The sequence below is a fragment of the Chryseobacterium sp. ERMR1:04 genome (assembly GCF_001297705.1).
GTDB lineage: Bacteria > Bacteroidota > Bacteroidia > Flavobacteriales > Weeksellaceae > Chryseobacterium.
In genome coordinates, this window is record NZ_LIRF01000003.1 from 1,202,208 (window position 1) to 1,222,138 (window position 19,931).

Annotated in this window: 19 protein-coding genes; 11 read left to right on the forward strand and 8 right to left on the reverse strand. The window is 33.8% G+C overall.

What is annotated here, in order from left to right; genetic code table 11:
* Window positions 1–108: 108 nt before the first annotated feature.
* The 6 genes from AMQ68_RS05565 (at window position 109) to AMQ68_RS05590 (ending at window position 6,977) form a co-directional block, all read left to right on the forward strand.
* Window positions 109–2,328 (forward strand): NADP-dependent isocitrate dehydrogenase, encoded by a 2,220-nt coding sequence (locus tag AMQ68_RS05565; RefSeq protein ID WP_054509588.1) that lies wholly within the window; start codon window positions 109–111, stop codon window positions 2,326–2,328.
* 410 nt (window positions 2,329–2,738) lie between these two features.
* Window positions 2,739–3,722 carry a heme-binding domain-containing protein gene (locus tag AMQ68_RS05570; protein WP_054509589.1) on the forward strand — a complete coding sequence of 328 codons (984 nt, stop codon included), beginning with the start codon at window positions 2,739–2,741 and terminating at the stop codon, window positions 3,720–3,722.
* Window positions 3,722–4,162: a hypothetical protein gene (locus AMQ68_RS05575; protein WP_054509590.1), complete on the forward strand. Its 441-nt coding sequence runs from the start codon at window positions 3,722–3,724 to the stop codon at window positions 4,160–4,162. The genes AMQ68_RS05570 and AMQ68_RS05575 overlap by 1 nt, the downstream gene beginning before the upstream one ends.
* A gap of 154 nt (window positions 4,163–4,316) precedes the next feature.
* Window positions 4,317–5,333 (forward strand): sensor histidine kinase, encoded by a 1,017-nt coding sequence (locus AMQ68_RS05580; protein WP_054509591.1) that lies wholly within the window; start codon window positions 4,317–4,319, stop codon window positions 5,331–5,333.
* The gene (locus AMQ68_RS05585; RefSeq protein ID WP_054509592.1) at window positions 5,314–6,081 is read left to right on the forward strand and encodes a LytTR family DNA-binding domain-containing protein; all 768 of its coding nucleotides are present in this window, start codon (window positions 5,314–5,316) and stop codon (window positions 6,079–6,081) included. Before AMQ68_RS05580 ends, AMQ68_RS05585 begins: the two co-directional genes overlap by 20 nt.
* Before the next feature lie 119 nt (window positions 6,082–6,200).
* Complete coding sequence (locus AMQ68_RS05590) at window positions 6,201–6,977, forward strand: thioredoxin family protein (RefSeq protein ID WP_054509593.1); 777 nt, start codon at window positions 6,201–6,203, stop codon at window positions 6,975–6,977.
* Between the two features lie 262 nt (window positions 6,978–7,239).
* Here the strand turns inward: AMQ68_RS05590 and AMQ68_RS05595 are convergent, their stop codons facing one another.
* The 4 genes from AMQ68_RS05595 to AMQ68_RS05610 all read right to left on the reverse strand — a co-directional run bounded on the left by AMQ68_RS05595 (window position 7,240) and on the right by AMQ68_RS05610 (window position 10,796).
* On the reverse strand, window positions 7,240–8,232 hold the full coding sequence (locus AMQ68_RS05595) for an MBL fold metallo-hydrolase (RefSeq protein ID WP_054509594.1): 993 nt from the start codon (window positions 8,230–8,232) through the stop codon (window positions 7,240–7,242).
* Between the two features lie 18 nt (window positions 8,233–8,250).
* A complete protein-coding gene (locus tag AMQ68_RS05600) occupies window positions 8,251–9,252 on the reverse strand; it encodes an aldo/keto reductase (protein WP_054509595.1) in 1,002 nt (333 codons plus the stop codon).
* A gap of 88 nt (window positions 9,253–9,340) precedes the next feature.
* Complete coding sequence (locus AMQ68_RS05605) at window positions 9,341–10,246, reverse strand: AraC family transcriptional regulator (protein WP_054509596.1); 906 nt, start codon at window positions 10,244–10,246, stop codon at window positions 9,341–9,343.
* 112 nt (window positions 10,247–10,358) lie between these two features.
* Window positions 10,359–10,796, reverse strand: a complete 438-nt coding sequence (locus tag AMQ68_RS05610; protein WP_054509597.1) for a hypothetical protein — start codon at window positions 10,794–10,796, stop codon at window positions 10,359–10,361.
* Between the two features lie 274 nt (window positions 10,797–11,070).
* Here AMQ68_RS05610 and AMQ68_RS05615 point away from each other — a divergent pair, with 274 nt between their 5' ends.
* The gene (locus AMQ68_RS05615) at window positions 11,071–11,358 is read left to right on the forward strand and encodes a GNAT family N-acetyltransferase (protein ID WP_054509598.1); all 288 of its coding nucleotides are present in this window, start codon (window positions 11,071–11,073) and stop codon (window positions 11,356–11,358) included.
* Between the two features lies 1 nt (window position 11,359).
* Here AMQ68_RS05615 and AMQ68_RS05620 read toward each other — a convergent pair whose 3' ends face one another.
* Window positions 11,360–12,739 (reverse strand): MBL fold metallo-hydrolase, encoded by a 1,380-nt coding sequence (locus AMQ68_RS05620; RefSeq protein ID WP_082383987.1) that lies wholly within the window; start codon window positions 12,737–12,739, stop codon window positions 11,360–11,362.
* A 173-nt stretch (window positions 12,740–12,912) separates the two neighbouring features.
* Between AMQ68_RS05620 and AMQ68_RS05625 the strand changes: the two genes are divergently transcribed.
* The 3 genes from AMQ68_RS05625 to AMQ68_RS05635 are packed head-to-tail and all read left to right on the forward strand — an operon-like array spanning window position 12,913 to window position 15,928.
* Complete coding sequence (locus AMQ68_RS05625) at window positions 12,913–14,409, forward strand: S41 family peptidase (protein ID WP_054509599.1); 1,497 nt, start codon at window positions 12,913–12,915, stop codon at window positions 14,407–14,409.
* A 56-nt stretch (window positions 14,410–14,465) separates the two neighbouring features.
* Window positions 14,466–15,302 carry an AraC family transcriptional regulator gene (locus AMQ68_RS05630; protein WP_054509600.1) on the forward strand — a complete coding sequence of 279 codons (837 nt, stop codon included), beginning with the start codon at window positions 14,466–14,468 and terminating at the stop codon, window positions 15,300–15,302.
* A 59-nt stretch (window positions 15,303–15,361) separates the two neighbouring features.
* Window positions 15,362–15,928 carry a DUF417 family protein gene (locus AMQ68_RS05635; protein WP_054509601.1) on the forward strand — a complete coding sequence of 189 codons (567 nt, stop codon included), beginning with the start codon at window positions 15,362–15,364 and terminating at the stop codon, window positions 15,926–15,928.
* 38 nt (window positions 15,929–15,966) lie between these two features.
* Here AMQ68_RS05635 and AMQ68_RS05640 read toward each other — a convergent pair whose 3' ends face one another.
* Window positions 15,967–16,560 carry a hypothetical protein gene (locus AMQ68_RS05640; protein ID WP_054509602.1) on the reverse strand — a complete coding sequence of 198 codons (594 nt, stop codon included), beginning with the start codon at window positions 16,558–16,560 and terminating at the stop codon, window positions 15,967–15,969.
* Between the two features lie 10 nt (window positions 16,561–16,570).
* Window positions 16,571–17,077, reverse strand: a complete 507-nt coding sequence (locus AMQ68_RS05645; RefSeq protein ID WP_054509603.1) for an RNA polymerase sigma factor — start codon at window positions 17,075–17,077, stop codon at window positions 16,571–16,573.
* A gap of 231 nt (window positions 17,078–17,308) precedes the next feature.
* On the opposite strand from AMQ68_RS05645, the gene AMQ68_RS05650 reads away from it, so the two are divergent.
* Window positions 17,309–17,767: a methylglyoxal synthase gene (locus tag AMQ68_RS05650; RefSeq protein WP_054509604.1), complete on the forward strand. Its 459-nt coding sequence runs from the start codon at window positions 17,309–17,311 to the stop codon at window positions 17,765–17,767.
* Between the two features lie 341 nt (window positions 17,768–18,108).
* On the opposite strand, the gene AMQ68_RS05655 is transcribed toward AMQ68_RS05650, so the two are convergent.
* Window positions 18,109–19,737 carry an NADP-dependent glyceraldehyde-3-phosphate dehydrogenase gene (locus AMQ68_RS05655; RefSeq protein ID WP_054509605.1) on the reverse strand — a complete coding sequence of 543 codons (1,629 nt, stop codon included), beginning with the start codon at window positions 19,735–19,737 and terminating at the stop codon, window positions 18,109–18,111.
* Window positions 19,738–19,931: the final 194 nt, after the last annotated feature.

A 19,931-nucleotide genomic window follows, 5' to 3' on the forward strand; every position in this document is an offset into this window, starting at 1 on the left:
GGTTAAATTAATCTTAAAGTGAAAAATCTTATTTAGTATTAATCTAAAAAAATTAATTTTTAACTAAATTTGTGGGACTTTAAAAATCAAATAATAAATAACAGTATAATGTCAGACAAATCAAAAATCTATTACACCCTTACGGATGAGGCTCCAATGTTGGCTACACACTCGTTTTTACCGATTGTAAAAGCTTTCACAAAATCAGCTAATATTGAGATCGCAGTTCCGGATATTTCTTTGGCAGGAAGAATCTTAGCAAACTTCCCAGAATTTTTGACAGATGATCAGAAGATTGGTGATGCATTGGCAGAATTAGGTCAATTGGCTACTCAACCGGATGCAAACATTATCAAATTACCCAATATTTCAGCTTCAGCACCTCAATTGGATGCAGCTATCGCTGAATTACAGTCTAAAGGTTTCGCAGTTCCAAATTATCCTGCAGAGCCTAAAAATGACGAAGAAAAAGCAATTAAAGCTAAATATGCTAAAGTATTAGGAAGTGCTGTAAACCCTGTGTTAAGAGAAGGAAACTCTGACAGACGTGCTCCTAAAGCTGTTAAAAACTACGCAAAAGCAAACCCTCACAGAATGGGAGATTGGGCTTCTGATAGTAAAACTGATGTTGCTCACATGGACAACGGAGATTTCTACGGAACTGAAACGTCTACTACTCTTGAAAATGCTACAAAATATAAAATCGTTTTCAAAGGAAATGATGGTGCTGAAACTTTATTAAAAGATTTCGCAGGTCTTCAGGCCGGAGAAGTGATCGATTCTTCTGTAATGAATTTAAATTCTTTGAAATCTTTCGTAGAGAAAGCAATTGAAGAAGCTAAAAGCAAAAACGTACTTCTTTCAGCTCACTTGAAAGCTACGATGATGAAGATTTCTGATCCAATCGTATTTGGAGCTATTGTAGAAACTTTCTTTAAAGATGTTTTTGCTAAATATGCTGAAACGTTCAAGTCTTTAGATGTTAACCCAAACAACGGTCTTGCTGACCTTTTCGACAAGATCAAAGGAAATACTCAGGAAGCTGACATTAAAGCTGATATTGAAGCTGCTTTAGCAAACGGACCAAGAGTGGCAATGGTAAATTCTGACAAAGGAATTACGAATTTCCACGTTCCTTCTGATATCATCGTTGATGCATCTATGGCTGCTTTGGTAAGAGGCGGAGGAAAAATGTGGAACAAGGAAGGTAAAGAAGAAGATACCGTTTGTATTATTCCGGACCGTTCTTACGCAGGTTTCTACCAGTCTGTAATTGACGACATGAAAGCACACGGAAAATTAGATCCTACAACAATGGGTTCTGTTCCTAACGTTGGTTTAATGGCTCAAAAAGCTGAAGAATACGGATCTCATGACAAAACTTTCCAGGCAACTGCAGACGGAACAATTGAAGTTCAGGATGAAGCTGGAAATGTTCTTCTTTCTCAGAAAGTAGAAAAAAGTGATATCTTCAGAATGTGTCAGACTAAAGATGCTCCCATCCAGGATTGGGTAAAATTAGCAGTAAACAGAGCAAGACTTTCTGAAACTCCAGCAATTTTCTGGTTAGATAAAGGAAGAGCTCACGACAGAGAAATGATCAAAAAAGTTGAAAAATATTTAGCTGATCATGATACAAACGGACTTGACATTAAAATTCTTGATGTTAAAGATGCAATGACAGAAACATTACAAAGAGCAAGAGAAGGAAAAGATACAATTTCTGTTTCAGGAAACGTATTGAGAGATTATTTAACGGATCTTTTCCCAATCCTTGAACTTGGAACTTCTGCAAAAATGCTTTCTATCGTTCCATTAATGAATGGTGGTGGTTTGTTCGAAACAGGTGCAGGAGGTTCTGCTCCAAAACACGTTGAACAATTCTTGGAAGAAGGGTATTTAAGATGGGATTCTCTAGGTGAATTCTTGGCTTTACAGGCTTCTTTAGAGCATTTAGCACAAACACAAGGGAATACAAAATCTCAGGTTTTAGCGGATGCATTAGACGAGGCAAATGCTAAATTCTTAGCTACCGACAAATCTCCTGCAAGAAAAGTTGGACAAATCGACAACAGAGGTTCTCACTTCTATTTAGCAATGTATTGGGCTGAAGCGTTAGGAAATCAAACTGCTGACGCTGAATTAGCGGCACAATTTGCTCCGGTTGCAGAAGCAATGCAGGAAAACGAAGAAGTAATTAATTCTGAATTAATTGGTGCTCAAGGTAAGCCTCAAAATATTGATGGTTACTTCAAAACGGATACCTACAAAACGTACGAAGCAATGAGACCAAGTACAGTTTTAAATGAAATTATTGACGGAATATAATTTCTGAATATACTATAAATGAAAAGCTCCTTTTTTAAGGAGCTTTTTTGTTGGTTTAATTTTTTTTAAACACAAATAATCACGAATATTTTTCACAAACAACACAATAAGCAAGCATGCCGTTTGTCATTCTGACGAAGGAAGAATCTAAGCAAAGTATTAAATAGATTCTTCACTCCACTCGTTTCGTTCTGAATGACAGAAAACGTTTAAAGAAAATTAAAGAATTCAAGCTGGGTGCCGGAAGTTAATATTAGGACGCCATAGACTTCCCTCTTCCATCATCCAGCTTCTAAACTTTTTAACTCCCAAAATTCCATTTTCACCTTTTGATTTGTCTATTTCACTTGGTTTTACATTTCAAAAATTCCTGTAAGCATCTACTTTTGAGCCATAAAAAATAACATAATATGGACTCAGTAAACAAAAAACGAAGAGTAAAACCTATAGCCTTAGCATTTTTGCTGATTGTAGGAATATGTACTGCTTTACAGTTTTTCAATCAGCCACTAAAAGGAAATCCTGTTACAAAAAAAATCAAAGCACCGCGTGAAGTTCTTGCCATCTTAGAAAACTCCTGTTTTAATTGCCATTCAAATCAACCAAATTTAAGTTGGTATGATAAAATTGCCCCAATTTCGTGGGCTGTCAATAAAGATGTAAAAAGAGCGAGAGAAGTTCTCAACTTTTCAGAATGGAATTATTCTGCAGGTGAACATCAGGGCAAAATGTACGCTATTTTAAATATGATGCAAAGCGGAAAAATGCCACTCCATGAATATACCCTACTCCATCCTTCGGCAAAAATTACGACGCAAGATATTGAAACAATTAGAAAATATACCCTTTCGCTATCAAGTATAGCTCCTCTAAAAAAAGAAGAAAAAGAGAGTAATCAAAATATTGAAATTTCAAAAAATAATACGCCATTAAAGTTTCCAACTTCTCCAAATGGCGTACAATATACAGACGACTATAAAAAATGGAAAGTCATTAGCATGAGTACTCTTTTTGACCAATCAATTCGTGTAATTTATGGAAATGACATTGCTTTAAAAGCCATTGAAACAGAAAATTTTCATCCATGGCCTAATGGAAGTATTATTGTAAAATCTGTTTGGAAACAAGAAAAATTAGATAATGGAGAAGTGAGAGCTGGAGAATTTGTGAATGCTCAATTTATGGTTAAAGATACTGAAAAATACACCGATACGGAAGGCTGGGGATTTGCGAAATTTTCGGGAAACGACTTGCATCCCACAGGAAAAACAGCATCATTCGCCAAAGAATCCTGCATTGCCTGCCACCGTCAACTCGCTGAAAAAACGGGATATCTTTTCGATGTTCCAATGAAAGTAAATACAGAAAGATTAATCAAAAACCTTCAGAAATAATGAAAAAAGTACTCTTCATCACCTTATCAATCTGCGCTTTGTTCACTGCATGTAAAATTGATGAACCCGATAAAGATTTAAAACGTATTGTTTTTGATCCGGGAAATTTAAAATTTATTTCGACATCATTAAATATAAAGAAAGAAACTTCATCTGCTTTGTATGGAAATTCAGAAGCTTTAGCCTCCTTATCAAGTGAAAATAATCAACCAAAAATTGGTTCTGTTATAAAATTAGTCACTTGGAAATACCACGAAAATCCACAATATATTGGAGGAACTATTACAGGTGAATTATTAAGTATAGAAACTGTTCAGACCGATAAAAACGGAAAAATTTCTTATCAAATACAGAACACTTCAAAAACTGAAAATATTCAATCCAATCAAAAAGAAAGAATACAATATATCATGAGTTATAAACCTGTCATAAGACCTTAATAATTTTTTAATGAATGGTGAATTTTGCTTCGCTTGTGAATAGTCAATCTATAAGACTCCAACGATTCACAAGCGAAGCAAATTCACTATTGACAATTCACAAAACTCTCAGTAAAAAATATTAATTTAACCTCTTTAAAATGAAATCCTTTTCATGCAACAACAAAAAATAAAAATATCACAGGCTGTCATTTGGGTAAGTTCTTTATTTTTAGGAATATTATCTTCTATTCCACAATTGGCATCCCATGATTTTAACCTGAAAGAAGCTATCGTTAATTCAGCGATAACATCGGCATTTTCAGTAATCATGTGGTACCTCAACATTTATATGCTGAATCGGAATTCAGGGAAAAGAAGACAGAATATTTCTTATTCAAGATTGATGATTGTCTTGGCTTTCGGGATGGTTGTGATGTTTGGTTTAGCCTGGATTCAACAATTGATATTATCTCATATTAATTTTGGCCCGACAATGTTAATGATCGAGGTTCGTGGGATTTTAATTAACCTTGTTTGCTATATGTTTTTGACCTTGCTTCAAAATAATTACGCGGGGCAACAGGTTCAACTCGAATTAGAGAAAGTAAAAAGTGACAATTTAGGCGCTCAGTATGAATTATTAAAACAACAGGTTAATCCGCATTTTCTTTTTAACAGTTTAAACACCTTGAAATCGATGGTTGAAACCCATGATTCCGAGTCTGTTGATTTCATTATGAAACTTTCTGATTTTTATCGATTTACTTTAGAAAGCAGAAAATTAGATCTTATTACAGTTCAGGAAGAAATGAACATTTTAGATTCGTATCTTTTTCTTCAAAAAGCACGTTTTGGTGAAGGAATTACATTCACCAATGAATTAAATAACGAAGTGTTGAAAACATTAATTCCGCCTTTTACCTTACAGTTATTGGTTGAAAACTGTATCAAACATAATATCGTTTCACAAAGTAAACCTTTACATATTAAGATTTATACTACTGAAGAGAAGATCATTCTTGAGAACCCGATTCAGCGTAAAATGATTCCTGAAGATTCTTTGGGAGTTGGCTTAAATAATGTCAATATGCGTTACAAACATCTGTTAGAAAAAGAAATCGACATTCTTGATGACCAGAAAATTTTTCAAATAAAACTACCTTTTATCCATGAATATAATCATTATTGAAGATGAGTTTCGAGCAGCTAAGTCACTTCAAAACTTATTATTAGAATTAAAACCGGATGCCAAAATCATTGATGTTTACGACAGCATTGAAACCAGTGTTGAAGCTTTATCCAAAGGAATTAAAGCTGATTTGATCTTTATGGACATTCAACTTTCAGACGGACTTTCGTTTGAAATTTTCAAGCAGGTGGAAATTACCTGTCCGATAATATTTTGTACTGCTTTTGATCAATATATGTTGGATGCTTTTAAAAGTAAAGGCGTAGATTATGTTTTAAAACCGTTTTCGCGAGACGATATTGCTGAAGCCTTAAAAAAAGTAGACGAATTAAAGATGTTTTTTCAAAAAAATGAATTACCGGAATTGGAAGCGCTTCTACAAAAAATCAATCAGCCACAATCGACTGGAAAAAGCAGTTTTTTAGTTTTTAAAAATCAAAAATACACAACGATTCCTACAGAAAATATTGCTTATTTCTATATTCATAATGAAATTACGCACCTTATGACTTTTGATAAACAGCAATTCCAACTGACCCAAACCTTGGGACAAGTTGCAGAACAGGTTTCTCAAAAACAATTTTTCAGGGTTAACCGACAATACATTATAAATTTTACTGCTATTAAGGAAATGGAGCATTATTTTCAACGCAAGATTCTCGTTAAACTAACCGTTGAAACTCCTGAACAGCTCTTAATTAATAAAGAAAAATCGCATAGTTTTTTCACTTGGCTGGAAGATCGTTAATAAGCTCGAAAACTTCAGTACCCTATTTTCAAGGTTCATCTTTCACTTTGTCCGGTTGAACCTTTTTTGTATTCTTTCATCTTTAAAAGGTATCTACTTTTGAATCAAATTAAAAGAAAATGATACTAAAAAACTTAATAGGAACAGCCGCTTTTGTAGCATTGATGTTCATCGTCTCCGCTTTTGTTTATAAGAATAAAACTGAAGAATCCCCTAACAGTTTATCATCCAAAAACAATGGTTTTGCTGTTCTGGAATTATTTACTTCAGAAGGCTGCTCAAGCTGTCCGCCTGCAGATGCTTTGATGGGCGAAATCGAAAAAGAGTACAAAGACAAACCCGTTTACATTTTATCTTATCATGTTGATTACTGGAATCATCTGGGCTGGAAAGATAAATTCAGCAGTGCAGAAAACTCTGAGCGTCAACAGCAATACAGCCGTACGTTACGGTCTCAGGTTTATACTCCTCAATTGGTTATTAATGGCAAAAAAGAATTTGTTGGTTCAGATCAAAATGCAGTGGAAAGTGCAATTCAAAATGCCCTTTTCAGTTCAAATAACATCAAAATAGATTTGGGAGTAAAGGTTCTTTCAAAAGAAATTACCGTCAATTATAAAACTGCAGAAACCAACTCTCAACATACATTACTGATCACTTTGGTTGAGAAGAAATCTTCCTCCAATGTAATGAAAGGTGAAAATGAAGGCCGTCATTTACAGCATTGGCAGATTGTTCATCAACAAAATCAAATTTCATTAAAAAACACTTCAGAAGGAGCAACCAGTTTTCCATTACCTGAAAATTTTAATCCTAATGACTGGGAAGTGATTGGATTAATTCAGAATACAAAATCTGGGGAAATATTAGGTTCTACTAAAGTTTTATTCCAATAAATAATTTTAATGGTTTTAAACACAAAGACACAAATTCTTCACTTTTACACTGTATTTTAAGGCACAAAGATTTTATCTGTGATTAAATTGATTATGGAAAATCAACAACTTAAAAGAAAATTGAAAAAATTTAAAGTAAAAATAAATAGTACCCGTCTTTACTATTGCACTACGATACGTAACAGTATCAACTTTTCTTATGTTAAAATAAATCCTCCCAGCAATGAGAGGATTTATTGTTTAAAAATTATGTGTAGAAAATTTAATTCATAAATGCTTCCGGAAACCATTCAAAAGTATTGCCTCTCTTTTTGGTAAAACCTAATCCCGGCCAAGGCAAATGATAGGCAAAAGCTCTGGTTTCGGTTTCTGCCAATTGCTGAAGCAGCTTTTTACGCGATGCGATTGCAATATCAAGATCGGTATCTCCGAAATATCCCCAATCCGGATGCGGAAAAAGAATGACATCAGAATGAATTAAATCTGCAATATAAAGTAGCTTTTCATTCCCTGAAGAAATCGTCATAACCGTTAAGCCTGGTGTATGCCCAGGAGCCAATTGAAAGCTAAAATGCTCATATAAATTGGTGTTGAGATCATAGAACTTCAATTTGGGTTGAATGGTTTTCAATACCCCCTGAATCCCCGGAATAATCTGATTAAGAACATTGGGTACTGTTTTCAATATACTGTTATTGAAATCTTTAATCGTCGCTTGCATCCAAAAGTCGTGTTCCACCTTTGAAATGAAAATATTGGCGTTCGGAAATATCAGTTTATTCTCTTTATCTACTACCCCACCAATATGATCAGGATGCGCATGAGAAAGGAAAACATCTGTAATATCTTTGGGTGAAAAACCCGCTTTTTGAAGGCTTTTCAATAAAAACCCTGTTCTTTCATCAGCGAAAATTCCCATTCCTGTATCCAGTAAAATCAACTTATTTTTTGTTTTTACCAACAATACATTCATGGCCATATCTACATATTCATCAGATCGGAAGTTATCTTTAAGAATTGCTTTTAATTCTGAAACATTTCCTCTCGGTGCAAAAGATTCTAAATTTTTCTCATGAATAAATCCATCCGTTAAAATGAATAGATCAAGTTCTCCTAATTTTATTTTTTTACATCCTGAAAGATCATCTTCCAGCTTTAATGGTATTTCTGTCATCGTTGCCAACGCATTGGAAAACGGAAGTACACTCAATGTTCCTGCCAATAATCCGGTTTTTAAAAGATCTCTTCTGTTCATGGTTTATATGGTGTTTTTTTAATTATTCACCAATTTCATAGAACCTTCACTGTATCTTTCTCCAATATTTGGATATTTTTTCAGGATAGCATCAATCGTTTCAAGATCAGATTGAGAAAGCTCAATATTGGTAGCAGCAATATTTTCCTCTAAATATTTGATTCGTTTTGTTCCCGGAATCGGAATAATATCTTCACCTTGATTCAGAACCCAAGCCAATGCCAATTGAGTCCCTTTTACTCCTTTAGATTCAGCAAGATCATTGAATTCTTTGGCTAAATTTTTATTATTTTCTAAACTTTCACTTTGGTAACGAGGAAGCGATTTTCTGAAATCATCATCCCCGAAGTTTTGCACTTCATTAATATTAGCAAAAAGACCTCTTGCCAAAGGGGAGTAAGGAACCAACGTAATTCCAAGTTCTCTGATGGTAGATAAAATCTCTTTCTCCACATCTCTTGTCAAAATAGAATATTCTGACTGCAAAGCCGTAATCGGATGAATTTTATGAGCTTTTCTAATCGATTCCGGAGAAGCTTCCGATAAACCGAGATATTTTACTTTACCTGCTTTCACAAGATCTGCCATGGCTCCAACTGTTTCTTCAACAGGAATATTTGGGTCAACTCTGTGCGCATAATAAAGATCTATTTCGTCAATCTTTAATCTTTGAAGACTTAAATCAACCGCTTTTTTGATCCATTCCGGAGAACCATCGAAATACGTTCCGGGAGCTCCGCTGTGGCTTGCTTTTCCATCTTTAAACCTGAATCCGAACTTTGTAGCAATGAAGATCTTATTACGATTTGGAACCAATACTTTTGAGATCAGTTTTTCATTTTCACCGTTTGCGTACATATCCGCCGTATCCCAAAAATTAACTCCAAGATCCAACGCTTTATGTAAAGTGTTGATACTTTCCTGCTCGTCTGCGGGGCCATACGCAAAACTCATTCCCATACAACCCAATCCTATTGCAGATAACTGCTCTCCTGTGTTTCCTAATTTTCTGAATTTCATAATTGATTGTGATTTTAAATTATAAGAACAAAATTAGAACAAGAACTTTTACTATTTGATATAGAATTCAAACTAAGAATTATAAAAATCAAACAAGACTGTTTCTTAGGGTATTTGGAGTAAGTCCGGTTTGTTTTTTAAAATAATTGGTAAAATAAGCTGGTTCTTCAAAGCCTAATCCATACGCGATCTCAGAGATATTCCAATCTGTGTGCTGTAATAAAGCATTGGCTTCCTGAATGATTCTTGAAGCGATCTGTTGACTTGTTGTTTTACCCGTAATCTCTTTTACAGAACGATTCAATGAATTAACATGAATGGAAAGACTTTCCGCATAATCGGTAGGCGCTTTCAACTTGAGATACGCTTCTGGACTGTCAATTGGAAACTGTCTCTCAAGCAATTCTATAAATAAAGAAGCAACTCTTTGAGACGCATTTTGATAATGTTCAAAATTTTCAGCAGGATTTATTTTCATGGTTTCATGAACCAAAAGATGAAGATAAGCACGCAGCATATCGTATTTATGGATATAATCAGACTGGATTTCAACCATCATTTTCTGAAATATATCAGAAACCGACTTCTGTTGTTCTTCATCAACAAAGAAAATGGGCGTTCCACCAATTTTAAAAAGCTGAGAATCCTGAAGGTTACCCAAACGGTTGCCATTTTGTAAAAACTGATCCGAGAAAAGACAGAACCAACCTGTTTGATCCTCATCATCAGCTTCCCAAGAGTAAGGAACTACAGGATTTGAAAACAATAATGCAGGTCTGTCCACATGAATCCACTTATCTGCATAATGAAGTTTTCCTTTTCCGATGATTAGTGAGATTTTATAATAATCGCGCCTGCTGTAAGGTGTTATCAATGAACAATCGTCTCGGCTAAAGACATTAAAATGTCCTATTCCCGGAGTTGTAATATCCTTAAATGTGATATTATTTACATTACGTTCGTAAAACTCGCTTATCGTTTCTGGTGTTTCCATGAATCAAAGTTATAAAATTCAAACAAAATAGAGTTACAATTAATTCAATAAAAAATGACCGATCTTGCGACCAGTCAAATTTAAAAAAATTGAATATATAGTTGATAATAGGTTAATGCTTGTGACCTCTTCCGTTGTCAGGTCTATCGTCTTGTCTATAATCTTGAGATTTTTTATCCATATGTTTATATCTCTTGTCGTTATTTTTATTACGATTATATACAGCGGTAGGATTTTGACCTTTGTAATATTTAGTTTTGAATTTTTGATATTTATCTCTTCCCAGAATCCTTTCTATTTCAGCATATCTATCATCTTTCCATCTGTTTGGATTGTTCACATAGGCCTTATTCCAAGAATTGTAATCGTGGTATCTATCATTAAGTGAATATAACTGATTTGCCTGTGTTTTAGACAATACCAAATCTGCAACTACACTCTGCCAATTGATATCAGTTACACTTTTTCTATAATCATTATAATAATCTGACTGAGCATAACTTAAAGTAAATGTTCCTACAAAAAATGCTGCTAATAATATCTTTTTCATTTCGTTTTATTTTAGTTATAATACTATTCTCAATTAAAATGCCAAATCAATACAACATCTTCCCAATCTTTGTTAAACATTTCCCAAATCGCGGATGGATGCTGGTTTTTAATATTTTAATTTAAACACTAATATCACTAATAAATTTTTCACAAATTACACGAATGCTTGCGCTTTTTGTATTTTAGTTTCATTTTAAATTTGTAATTTTAAAGTAGATTATTTTGAAATACTATTCAAATCAATCATTTATTCACCCCAAATCTTAATCATTATGGAAAATATAAAATTTGAAATATCTCCTTATCAAGATGAGCTGCAACTTTTAATTGATGATAAAAAAGCAGGCTATATGTCCATAAAAATTGACGGAAGACTCTTAATTGTTTATTATACTAAGCTTAATGAAGAGCACGAAGGTCATGGATATGCCAAATTACTGTTGGATAACTTGGTACATTACGCTGAAGAAAAGGATCTGTTGGTAGACCCTGAATGTGATTTTGTAAGACAGCAGTTTGAAAATCATCCTGCCAGATATAAAGATATTTGGCACGCCTAAATTAATCTTCCCACCACACTTTAAATTGATTGTCGGCTTTATTTAAGTCAACGGTCTCACCAATTATTGGGGTAAGAATATGTAAGTTTTTGTCTTTTCCGAGGCTTGTAATTTTTTGCAAAGGCTCATTCCATGCATGAAGCGCCAATGCAAATTTTGAAGAGTGAACCGGAATTACATTCTTGGCTTTTAGGTCTAAACATGCCTGTACTACATCTTCCGGTAATCCGTGAATATATTTCCAAGCTTCGTTGTACTGCCCGTTTTCAATAATAACGTAATCAAATGGCCCATATTTCTCACCAATCATTTTAAAGTGGATATCATAACCGCTATCGCCACCTAAAAATATTTTCTTCGTCGGAGTTTCCAATACATAGGAAGTCCAAAGTGTTCCGTTTCTTTTCACATTTCTTCCTGAGAAATGTCTTGCAGGCGTAAAAGTTATTTTCAGATTATTTTTCAAATCAAAAGAAGCTCCCCATTCATCTTCAATAACATCCGGTAATCCGTGAATATATTTCCAAGCTTCGTTGTACTGCCCGTTTTCAATAATAACGTAATCAAATGGCCCATATTTCTCACCAATCATTTTAAAGTGGATATCATAACCGCTATCGCCACCTAAAAATATTTTCTTCGTCGGAGTTTCCAATACATAGGAAGTCCAAAGTGTTCCGTTTCTTTTCACATTTCTTCCTGAGAAATGTCTTGCAGGCGTAAAAGTTATTTTCAGATTATTTTTCAAATCAAAAGAAGCTCCCCATTCATCTTCAATAATCTGATCTTCTTTATATCCCCATCTTTCAAGATGCGCACCTACCCCTAACGGTAGAATCACCTTTCCTACTCTATCTTTTATAGATTTTACTGTCGGATAATCCAGATGATCAAAATGGTCATGGGTAATGACCAAATAATCAATAGTCGGAATATCTTCAGGCTTAAAAATATCTGATCCCGCGAAAGCTTTATTGAAAAATTTGAAAGGTGAACCATATTTACTGAGCACAGGATCGATCAAAAAAGAGACCCCATCAACCTGAATATAATAAGACGAATGCCCCAACCAAATGTAAACATCTTCATCTTTTGGAATATTTTTAAGATCTGTATGAACAGAAGGAACTGGCTTTAACGGCTTTAATAAAGGATCTTTTTTAGCAAAAAAGAAATCATACAATACGGTTGTCATTCCATAACCTTCTGTAATAGACGGCGTATAACTGATATTTTGAAATTGGTTATTCTTGTATAGTTTAGATTGCTTCATGCGCTCCAGTCTCTTTCCTTTAGGCGCTTCCCCAAAAACTTCCTGTCCGGTTACTATAAAATAAGCTGCTACCAACAGCAGAACTATCGTAATAATTGTATAGATCATTTTTCTAAAAAATAGGTTTCAAATGTATGACTTTAATCTTATATGACGAATCAAAAGCATTTATCCTTTATTTTTAACTAAAATTATAATCTCTTCTGAATAATTTATTAGTCATTTGGCGAATGAATGATCGGAAACTATTTAATTTAGCCGATTGAAAAAACTCAGACACTTTGAAAAATTATTCGCTATTGTTATCTACTATCGTCTTGGCTTCCTGCTCTTCTTTAAGAAAAAACCAGCAGAAGGCAGATTATATTCCGCCTGAGAAGCTTAAACAAGATGTAGATTTTGCTTATTACAAGCTTAAAAAGATGCATCCGAGACTCTATCAATATATTTCAAAACAAGATCTGGATTATAAAATAGACAGTTTAAAACAAACGATTAATCAATCCCTTACCCCTACTCAATTTTATTTTAAGCTACAGCCCGTTATTACAAGCATAAGACAAGGACATCTTTCTCTTCAGTCTCCGAATCTTCTTTCAAAAGAAGATTTATCAAGAATAAAAAAACGTTTGTTTATGCGTTTTAGATACCGTATTCAGGATAATCATTTATACATTGTACAGAATAGAGATTCTTTATATCATATTAAACCGGGAACAGAAGTCATCAGCATCAATGATGTTCCGGTATCTCTTTATATTGAAAAATATAAAAAATTAATAAGCAGTGATGGTTTCAATACTACTTTTCAACCTTATTATCTTAAAGATATGTTTTTTCATTTTTATACGTTGGAAAACGGACTGCTAGATAGCGCAAAAATTGAAACATTGTATGACCATAAAAAGCAGACTTACATTGTAGAACGAGAAAAAGAACAGGTTGTATGTGTGGAAAAACCAGATAACAGTCATTCATCAGATAACAATTCGTACAACAGAAATTTCAAATTTTTAGGTGAGAATAATTCAGTTGCTTATTTGAAGATCAAAAAATTTTCACATTCTACTTCTGACCCTTTTTATAAAAAAACTTTTGCTGAAATTAAAGATGCTAAAACCTCATACCTCATCATAGATATCCGTAATAATTACGGAGGTTCTCTGGAAGAGATCAATGATCTGTATTCTTATTTGGCGACCCAACCTTTTATACTCATAAAACCTTCAGAGCTGAATTCGAGTATGACTCCGCTACAAACCAATTATTTTAAGCGAACCAGTGCTTTGGAATATGCTATAAAAGGAATGACCTATCCCACCTATATTTTCCTTAAGGCCCTAAACACTTACAAAGGAAAAGACGGTAAATCATACTATAAAATAAAAGCAGACCACGTAACCAAGCCCAATAAAAATGCTTTTCATGGGAAAATATTTGTTTTGGTGAACGGAGGAAGTTTTTCTTCCTCATCCATTTTAAGTTCTAAACTAAAATATGACAGACGAGCCACTTTAGTAGGTGAAGAAACAGGAGGCGCCAATGACGGAAGTGTTGCAGGATTTTACTCTTATCAGGTACTTCCCAATTCAAGACTTAATTTACCGATAGGCTTACTTCTCGTAAACCCAAACATTGCCCTTTCTTATTCACAAAAAGGAGTGATTCCTAATATCATCATTCCCGAAACGCTGCAGGATATTATCGATAAAAAAGATCCGCAACTGGATTGGGTGAAAAATGAAATTGCAAAAGAACAGGAGCATGTATCTAAATAATCTTTTTTGAATTTTCAATTTAATATTTGCATCTAAATTTTCCTTAGTTTTATGGAATGAAAAGTAATTTTTTCTCTGTTGAAAAAAAGAATTCCGACGATTTTAAAAATAGTTTTGGAGACTCAATGTATCATATTTTTCTATTCAATGGTAATGGAAAGATCATCATAGATTTTGCAGAATATACCTTTCATGGACGTACCGTATTTTTCTCATCGCCTTATCAGAATATTCAGATTTTAAGTTCGAGTGCCCTTGATGTTGAAGTGCTTAATTTTCATGGAGATTTTTATTGTATTGAATTTCATAAAAAAGAAGTAGCCTGCAACGGATTGCTTTTTAACAACGTCTATCTTTTCCCTCATTTTGAATTAAGTGAAGAGGTTTATCGTGAGATTTCAGATTATTTTGCGAAAATTCAACAGGTTGATCATCATGAAGATTTTTCAAGTTCTGTTTTACAATCTTACCTACAGCTTATTTTGGCTATTTCCAGCAAGGAAAAAAATAAATTATTACCCGATAAAGAATTGGTTAAAGATGATTTTAATGAACTGAAATCTTTTCAAAACTTAGTGGAAGAACATTTCATCGTGGAAAAAAACGTATCCTTTTATGCAGAGGTACTGAATATTTCGCCCAATACATTGAGTAAGAAAATAAAATCACGTTTCAATAAAACACCCTCACAAATCATTCAGGAAAGAGTGATTCTGGAGGCAAAAAAACAAATTCATCTTACCCGAAAATCCATTAAGGAAATTGCAGTTGAGCTCAACTTTAATGATGAATTTCATTTCAGTAAATATTTTAAAAAGTACACGGGCATTTCTCCTACTCATTTTCGCAAAGAAACAGGCATCTCCATTGTAGCAGATTTGTACAAGGAATAGCCCCAATCATCCATTCCATTAACTTTCTATTCATCCTAACTTTGTAAAAAAAATAAGTTATGATCGAATTCTTAGCGCACTCACAGAAAAGTTTTATTCACTTTTTAAGAATAGGTATCTTTATTGTCATGGCATGGATTGGAGGGTTAAAAGCCTTTCATTATGAAGCCGAAGGTATTGTTCCTTTTGTTGCCAACTCTCCTTTTATGAGCTTCTTGCTGAATAAAAGTGAGTCTGATACAGATAATTATAAACTCCACAAAAACAAAGAAGGCGAAATTGTTCCTCAAAATATAAAATGGCATGAGGCCAACGGAACCTATGGGTTTTCTTACGGTTTAGGAACCGCTATTTTACTTATCGGAATCACTGTCTTATTAGGAATATTTTATCCAAAAATAGGATTATGGGGAGGAATTTTAACGGCCGGAATGTCGTTTGTCACTTTATCTTTTCTTATTACCACTCCTGAAGTTTGGGTTCCCAATTTAGGCGGACCAGAGCACGGATTCCCTTATCTATCAGGAGCAGGCCGATTGGTTATAAAAGATATTATTATGCTTGGAGCCGGGCTCGTTATAGCCTCAGATTCTGCAAAAAGTATTTTACAACGTCATGAAAATTAAAATAAGAGTTTCGGCGGGCTTTCAGCCCGCCGAAACTCTTATTTTAATTCTTTTAAAAGATTCTCTATTTGCTTAATGTATCTCCCATAATACATTTGAAATCCTAATCTTATCCCGATCACCCCTGCTATAACAGTAACTGCTATTGTATTTATAAATTGTCGGATAATTTCGGCATCCGTTTTTATGACATCCTTTTCGGAAAAGCTAATCAGTAAAATCAGTTCACATAAAATAAATGGGATATAGGAAATATAAAACGAAACATAAGTTTCTTTAAAAACCTTTAGCTGATAATCCAACTCCAGCAAACTGTTATACGTATCAAAACTTTCAAACTTTATCTTTCTGTACAACTTCATAAATTTCATCACATAAAAGATGGTTACCAATAACGCAGAAATCACTAATGTTAATGAATACACCATCACAACTTTGCTTTCAACATAGAATGCAAGCCCAATAAAGATTCCAATAAAAGAAATAACAAACGACCAGAAATGTCTTACCATATTCTGCTGCATCTTTTTCAAGGGATGGTTCATCTTATTCTTTTGTTCCAGCGTAATGGTAGGCGTTTCTTCAAAATGATCATCTTCATTCCATGCATTTTTTAATTCATCTATATTCATTGCTATTTGTTTAGAGGTTTGTATTATTAGAGAGTAAAAATTCTTTTAGCTTATTTTTAGCGCGATTCATTTTCACCCTTACATTTCCTTCGGAGATACCCATTTGCTCAGCAATTTCTTTTCCTGAAAAATCTTCGAGATAATAAAAAATAAAAGCTTTATCAATGGGGTTGAGTTGATGAATTGCTTTGTACATTTTATCTAGCTTATCTTCCTTTTCATGATCATATTCATCTTGTACGATCTTGTAATTAGAAAAATCTTCATTAGCGATAAAACTTCTTTTCTTTTCAGACTTTAAAAAGACAATGGCGGTATTTAATGCAATTCTGTACAACCAGGTTGAAAATTCACTTTGTCCTCTAAAGCCCGGATAGGCTTTCCAGACCTGATAGGTGATTTCCTGAAAAAGATCGTCGCGATCATCTTTTTCATCCATATACATTTTAGAAATCTTGAAAATGATTCCCTTATGTTTTCCGATTTTAGCTAAAAATTCCTGTTCTACTGAGGTCATTGCTTTTTACTCTATCGAGTTAGTTGTATTTTAAAACTAATGTTACAATATTTCTCTAAAAAATTATACAGTCTGATTTTTTTTCACATTCAATTTTCATATGCAACCTCAGCAAAAAAACACACAAAAGCACATATCAATCACATAACTAACACATTAAAAATTAATATTATTCAATATAAAGTGATTTTATTTATTATTTATATTTAATTTTGATTAAAACTTGACACCATGAAAACACAAAAAATTCTTGGAATTACAAAATCCATTGCCCTCGTTGCCCATGATCAAAAAAAGAATGAATTAATAAAATGGACTCATCTTCATAAAGATAAACTTGCCATCCATCGGCTTATTGCAACTGAAACAACAGGAAAATTAATTGAATCACAAGTTCATATTAAAACAAAAAAAGTAATGAGCGGACCACTTGGCGGAGATCAGCAATTAGGTGCTATGATCTCTCAAGGAAAAATAGATATTATTATCTTCTTTTGGGATCCCATGGAAACACAGCCGCATGACAGTGACGTAAAAGCACTTCTTAGACTTGGTGTTGTATGGAATATTCCCATGGCTTGCGATACTGCAACAGCAGATTTTCTCATCACTTCCCCTTTCATGACAGAAGAATATACTGCTGAACATATTTGTTACAAAAACTATCGTGATCGTAATTTGATCAAGTAATATTTACACAACTCATCCTGACTTTTATGAGTTGTGTAAAAGCCTTTTATTGATGATGCAAGGTTTCATTTGTTTGAGTTTTATTTTTTAACGCAAAGATTTCATTACATACTTTTTGATTTTCTAGGAGGCAAATAAAATTTGCTTTGCAAAGCTTGAAAATACAACTTCATTAAATCAACTTGGTTGATTCTTCTTTGCTTACTTAAATAAATAATTCTGTAACATAAAACTTTGAATAATCTTTATATCAAAAGTTAAAACGGATTAAAAACAAAATCCTCTGAAAATCAAGAAGACTTACAGAGGATTTGTTCTATTTTATTGAATATAAAATTTTATTAGAAAATATAATCCGTACTTAAAAAGTTAGAATCATGGTCTCTTACAATCGTATTCAGTAACTTTTTGTTGGAGTCCGTAAGTTTTGCTGCCACTAAAGAGCGAATAGAGAACGAGCGCAAAGCATCAAATACAGAAAGCGTTCCTTCTGCACTGTCTTTTCTTCCTGTAAAAGGAAAAACATCGGGGCCACGCTGCGCCTGACAGTTGATGTTCACACGACTTACTAAGTTTACAAATGCATCAATCAGTTTTGAAACTTCCTGTGCATCTTCACTGAAAATACTTACCTGCATTCCGTGAGAAGCATTTACCTGATACTCGATCGGTTCATCAATATCTTCAAACGGAACCACCGGAATTACCGGACCAAACTGCTCTTCATGATACAACTTCATCTCACTATTTACAGGATAAACAACCGCAGGAAATACAAATGAAGCTTCATTATAGCCTCCATTTTCATTCAATACTTTTGCGCCTTTTGCAACTGCATCATCAATACATTCTTTCAGATATGGTGGTTTATTTACTTCAGGAAGTGGTGTTATTTTTACATCTTTTTCCCAAGGAAGTCCGGCTTTTAACGCAGAAACTGCTGCTGTTAATTTTTGCGTAAATTCTTCCGCAACATCTTTTTGAACGAATATCAATTTAAGCGCTGTACATCGTTGTCCGTTAAACGAAAGAGCCCCTAAAATGCATTCATTCACCGCCACGTCCAAATCAGCATTTTTAGTAACAATCGCTGCATTTTTAGCATCTAAACTTAAAATTGCTCGCAAACGATTTACTTTTGGATGTAATTTTTTCAATCCGTTGGCTACTTTACTGGAACCAATGAACGCCAATACATTCACTTTTCCGCTTTCCATGATTGGAGTGATGATATCTGATCCTTTTCCATACAACGTATTTACGGTTCCTTTCGGAAAGGCCTCTTTGAAAGCATTTAACAAAGGATAATGTGCCAAGACTCCGTGTTTAGGAAGTTTAAACAAGATGGTGTTTCCCATGATCAAAGCAGGAATCAGTGTTGTGAAAATTTCGTTTAAAGGATAATTGAATGGTCCCATACTCAACACCACTCCAAGCGGAGCACGACGAATCTGAGCAATTGTTCCTTCTGCCTGCTGGAACCTTGAAGATTCACGATCCAGATCTTTTAAAGCATCAATAGTTTGATTGATATAATCTACCGTTCTATCGAATTCTTTGGTGGAATCCGGTAACGTTTTTCCGATCTCCCACATTAATAATTTAATGATTAAATCACGTTGTTCGATCATTAAGTAAACAAACTTCTGCATGCATTTTATACGTCCCTCCACCGACATCGTCGGCCATTCTCCAAGACCGTTATCGTATGCTTTTACAGAAGCTTCCAAAACATCCATAGCCTCTTTTGGGCTGATATTCGGAATACTTCCTAAGAGTTTTCTTTCCAATCCGTTTTCTGTAGGAATGCAAATGGGAGAATAGATATTGGTAACCTCTCCGTTCCATTCTACCAGTTCACCATTTAAAAGATAGGTTCGTTGATGAATTTCGGGAACTTTATATTCTTCGGGAATTTCGTTTTCGCTTTTGAAAATTTCGTGAAATGCTGAGCTATTTACTGAATCCATAAATATTTTATTTGTTTAATAATTTGAGTGTCGACTTTTGTCAGAATAAAGGTAGCCGTAAAAATCGACTTTAAAAATAGCAGGTTAATAGATTCGCTCTATGTAATGGGTATTTGAATTAAAATTAATCTTTGGCGTTTGAAAAAAGAATAAATTTGCTTAGAAATTTCCAGTATTATTTTTAACGATCAAAG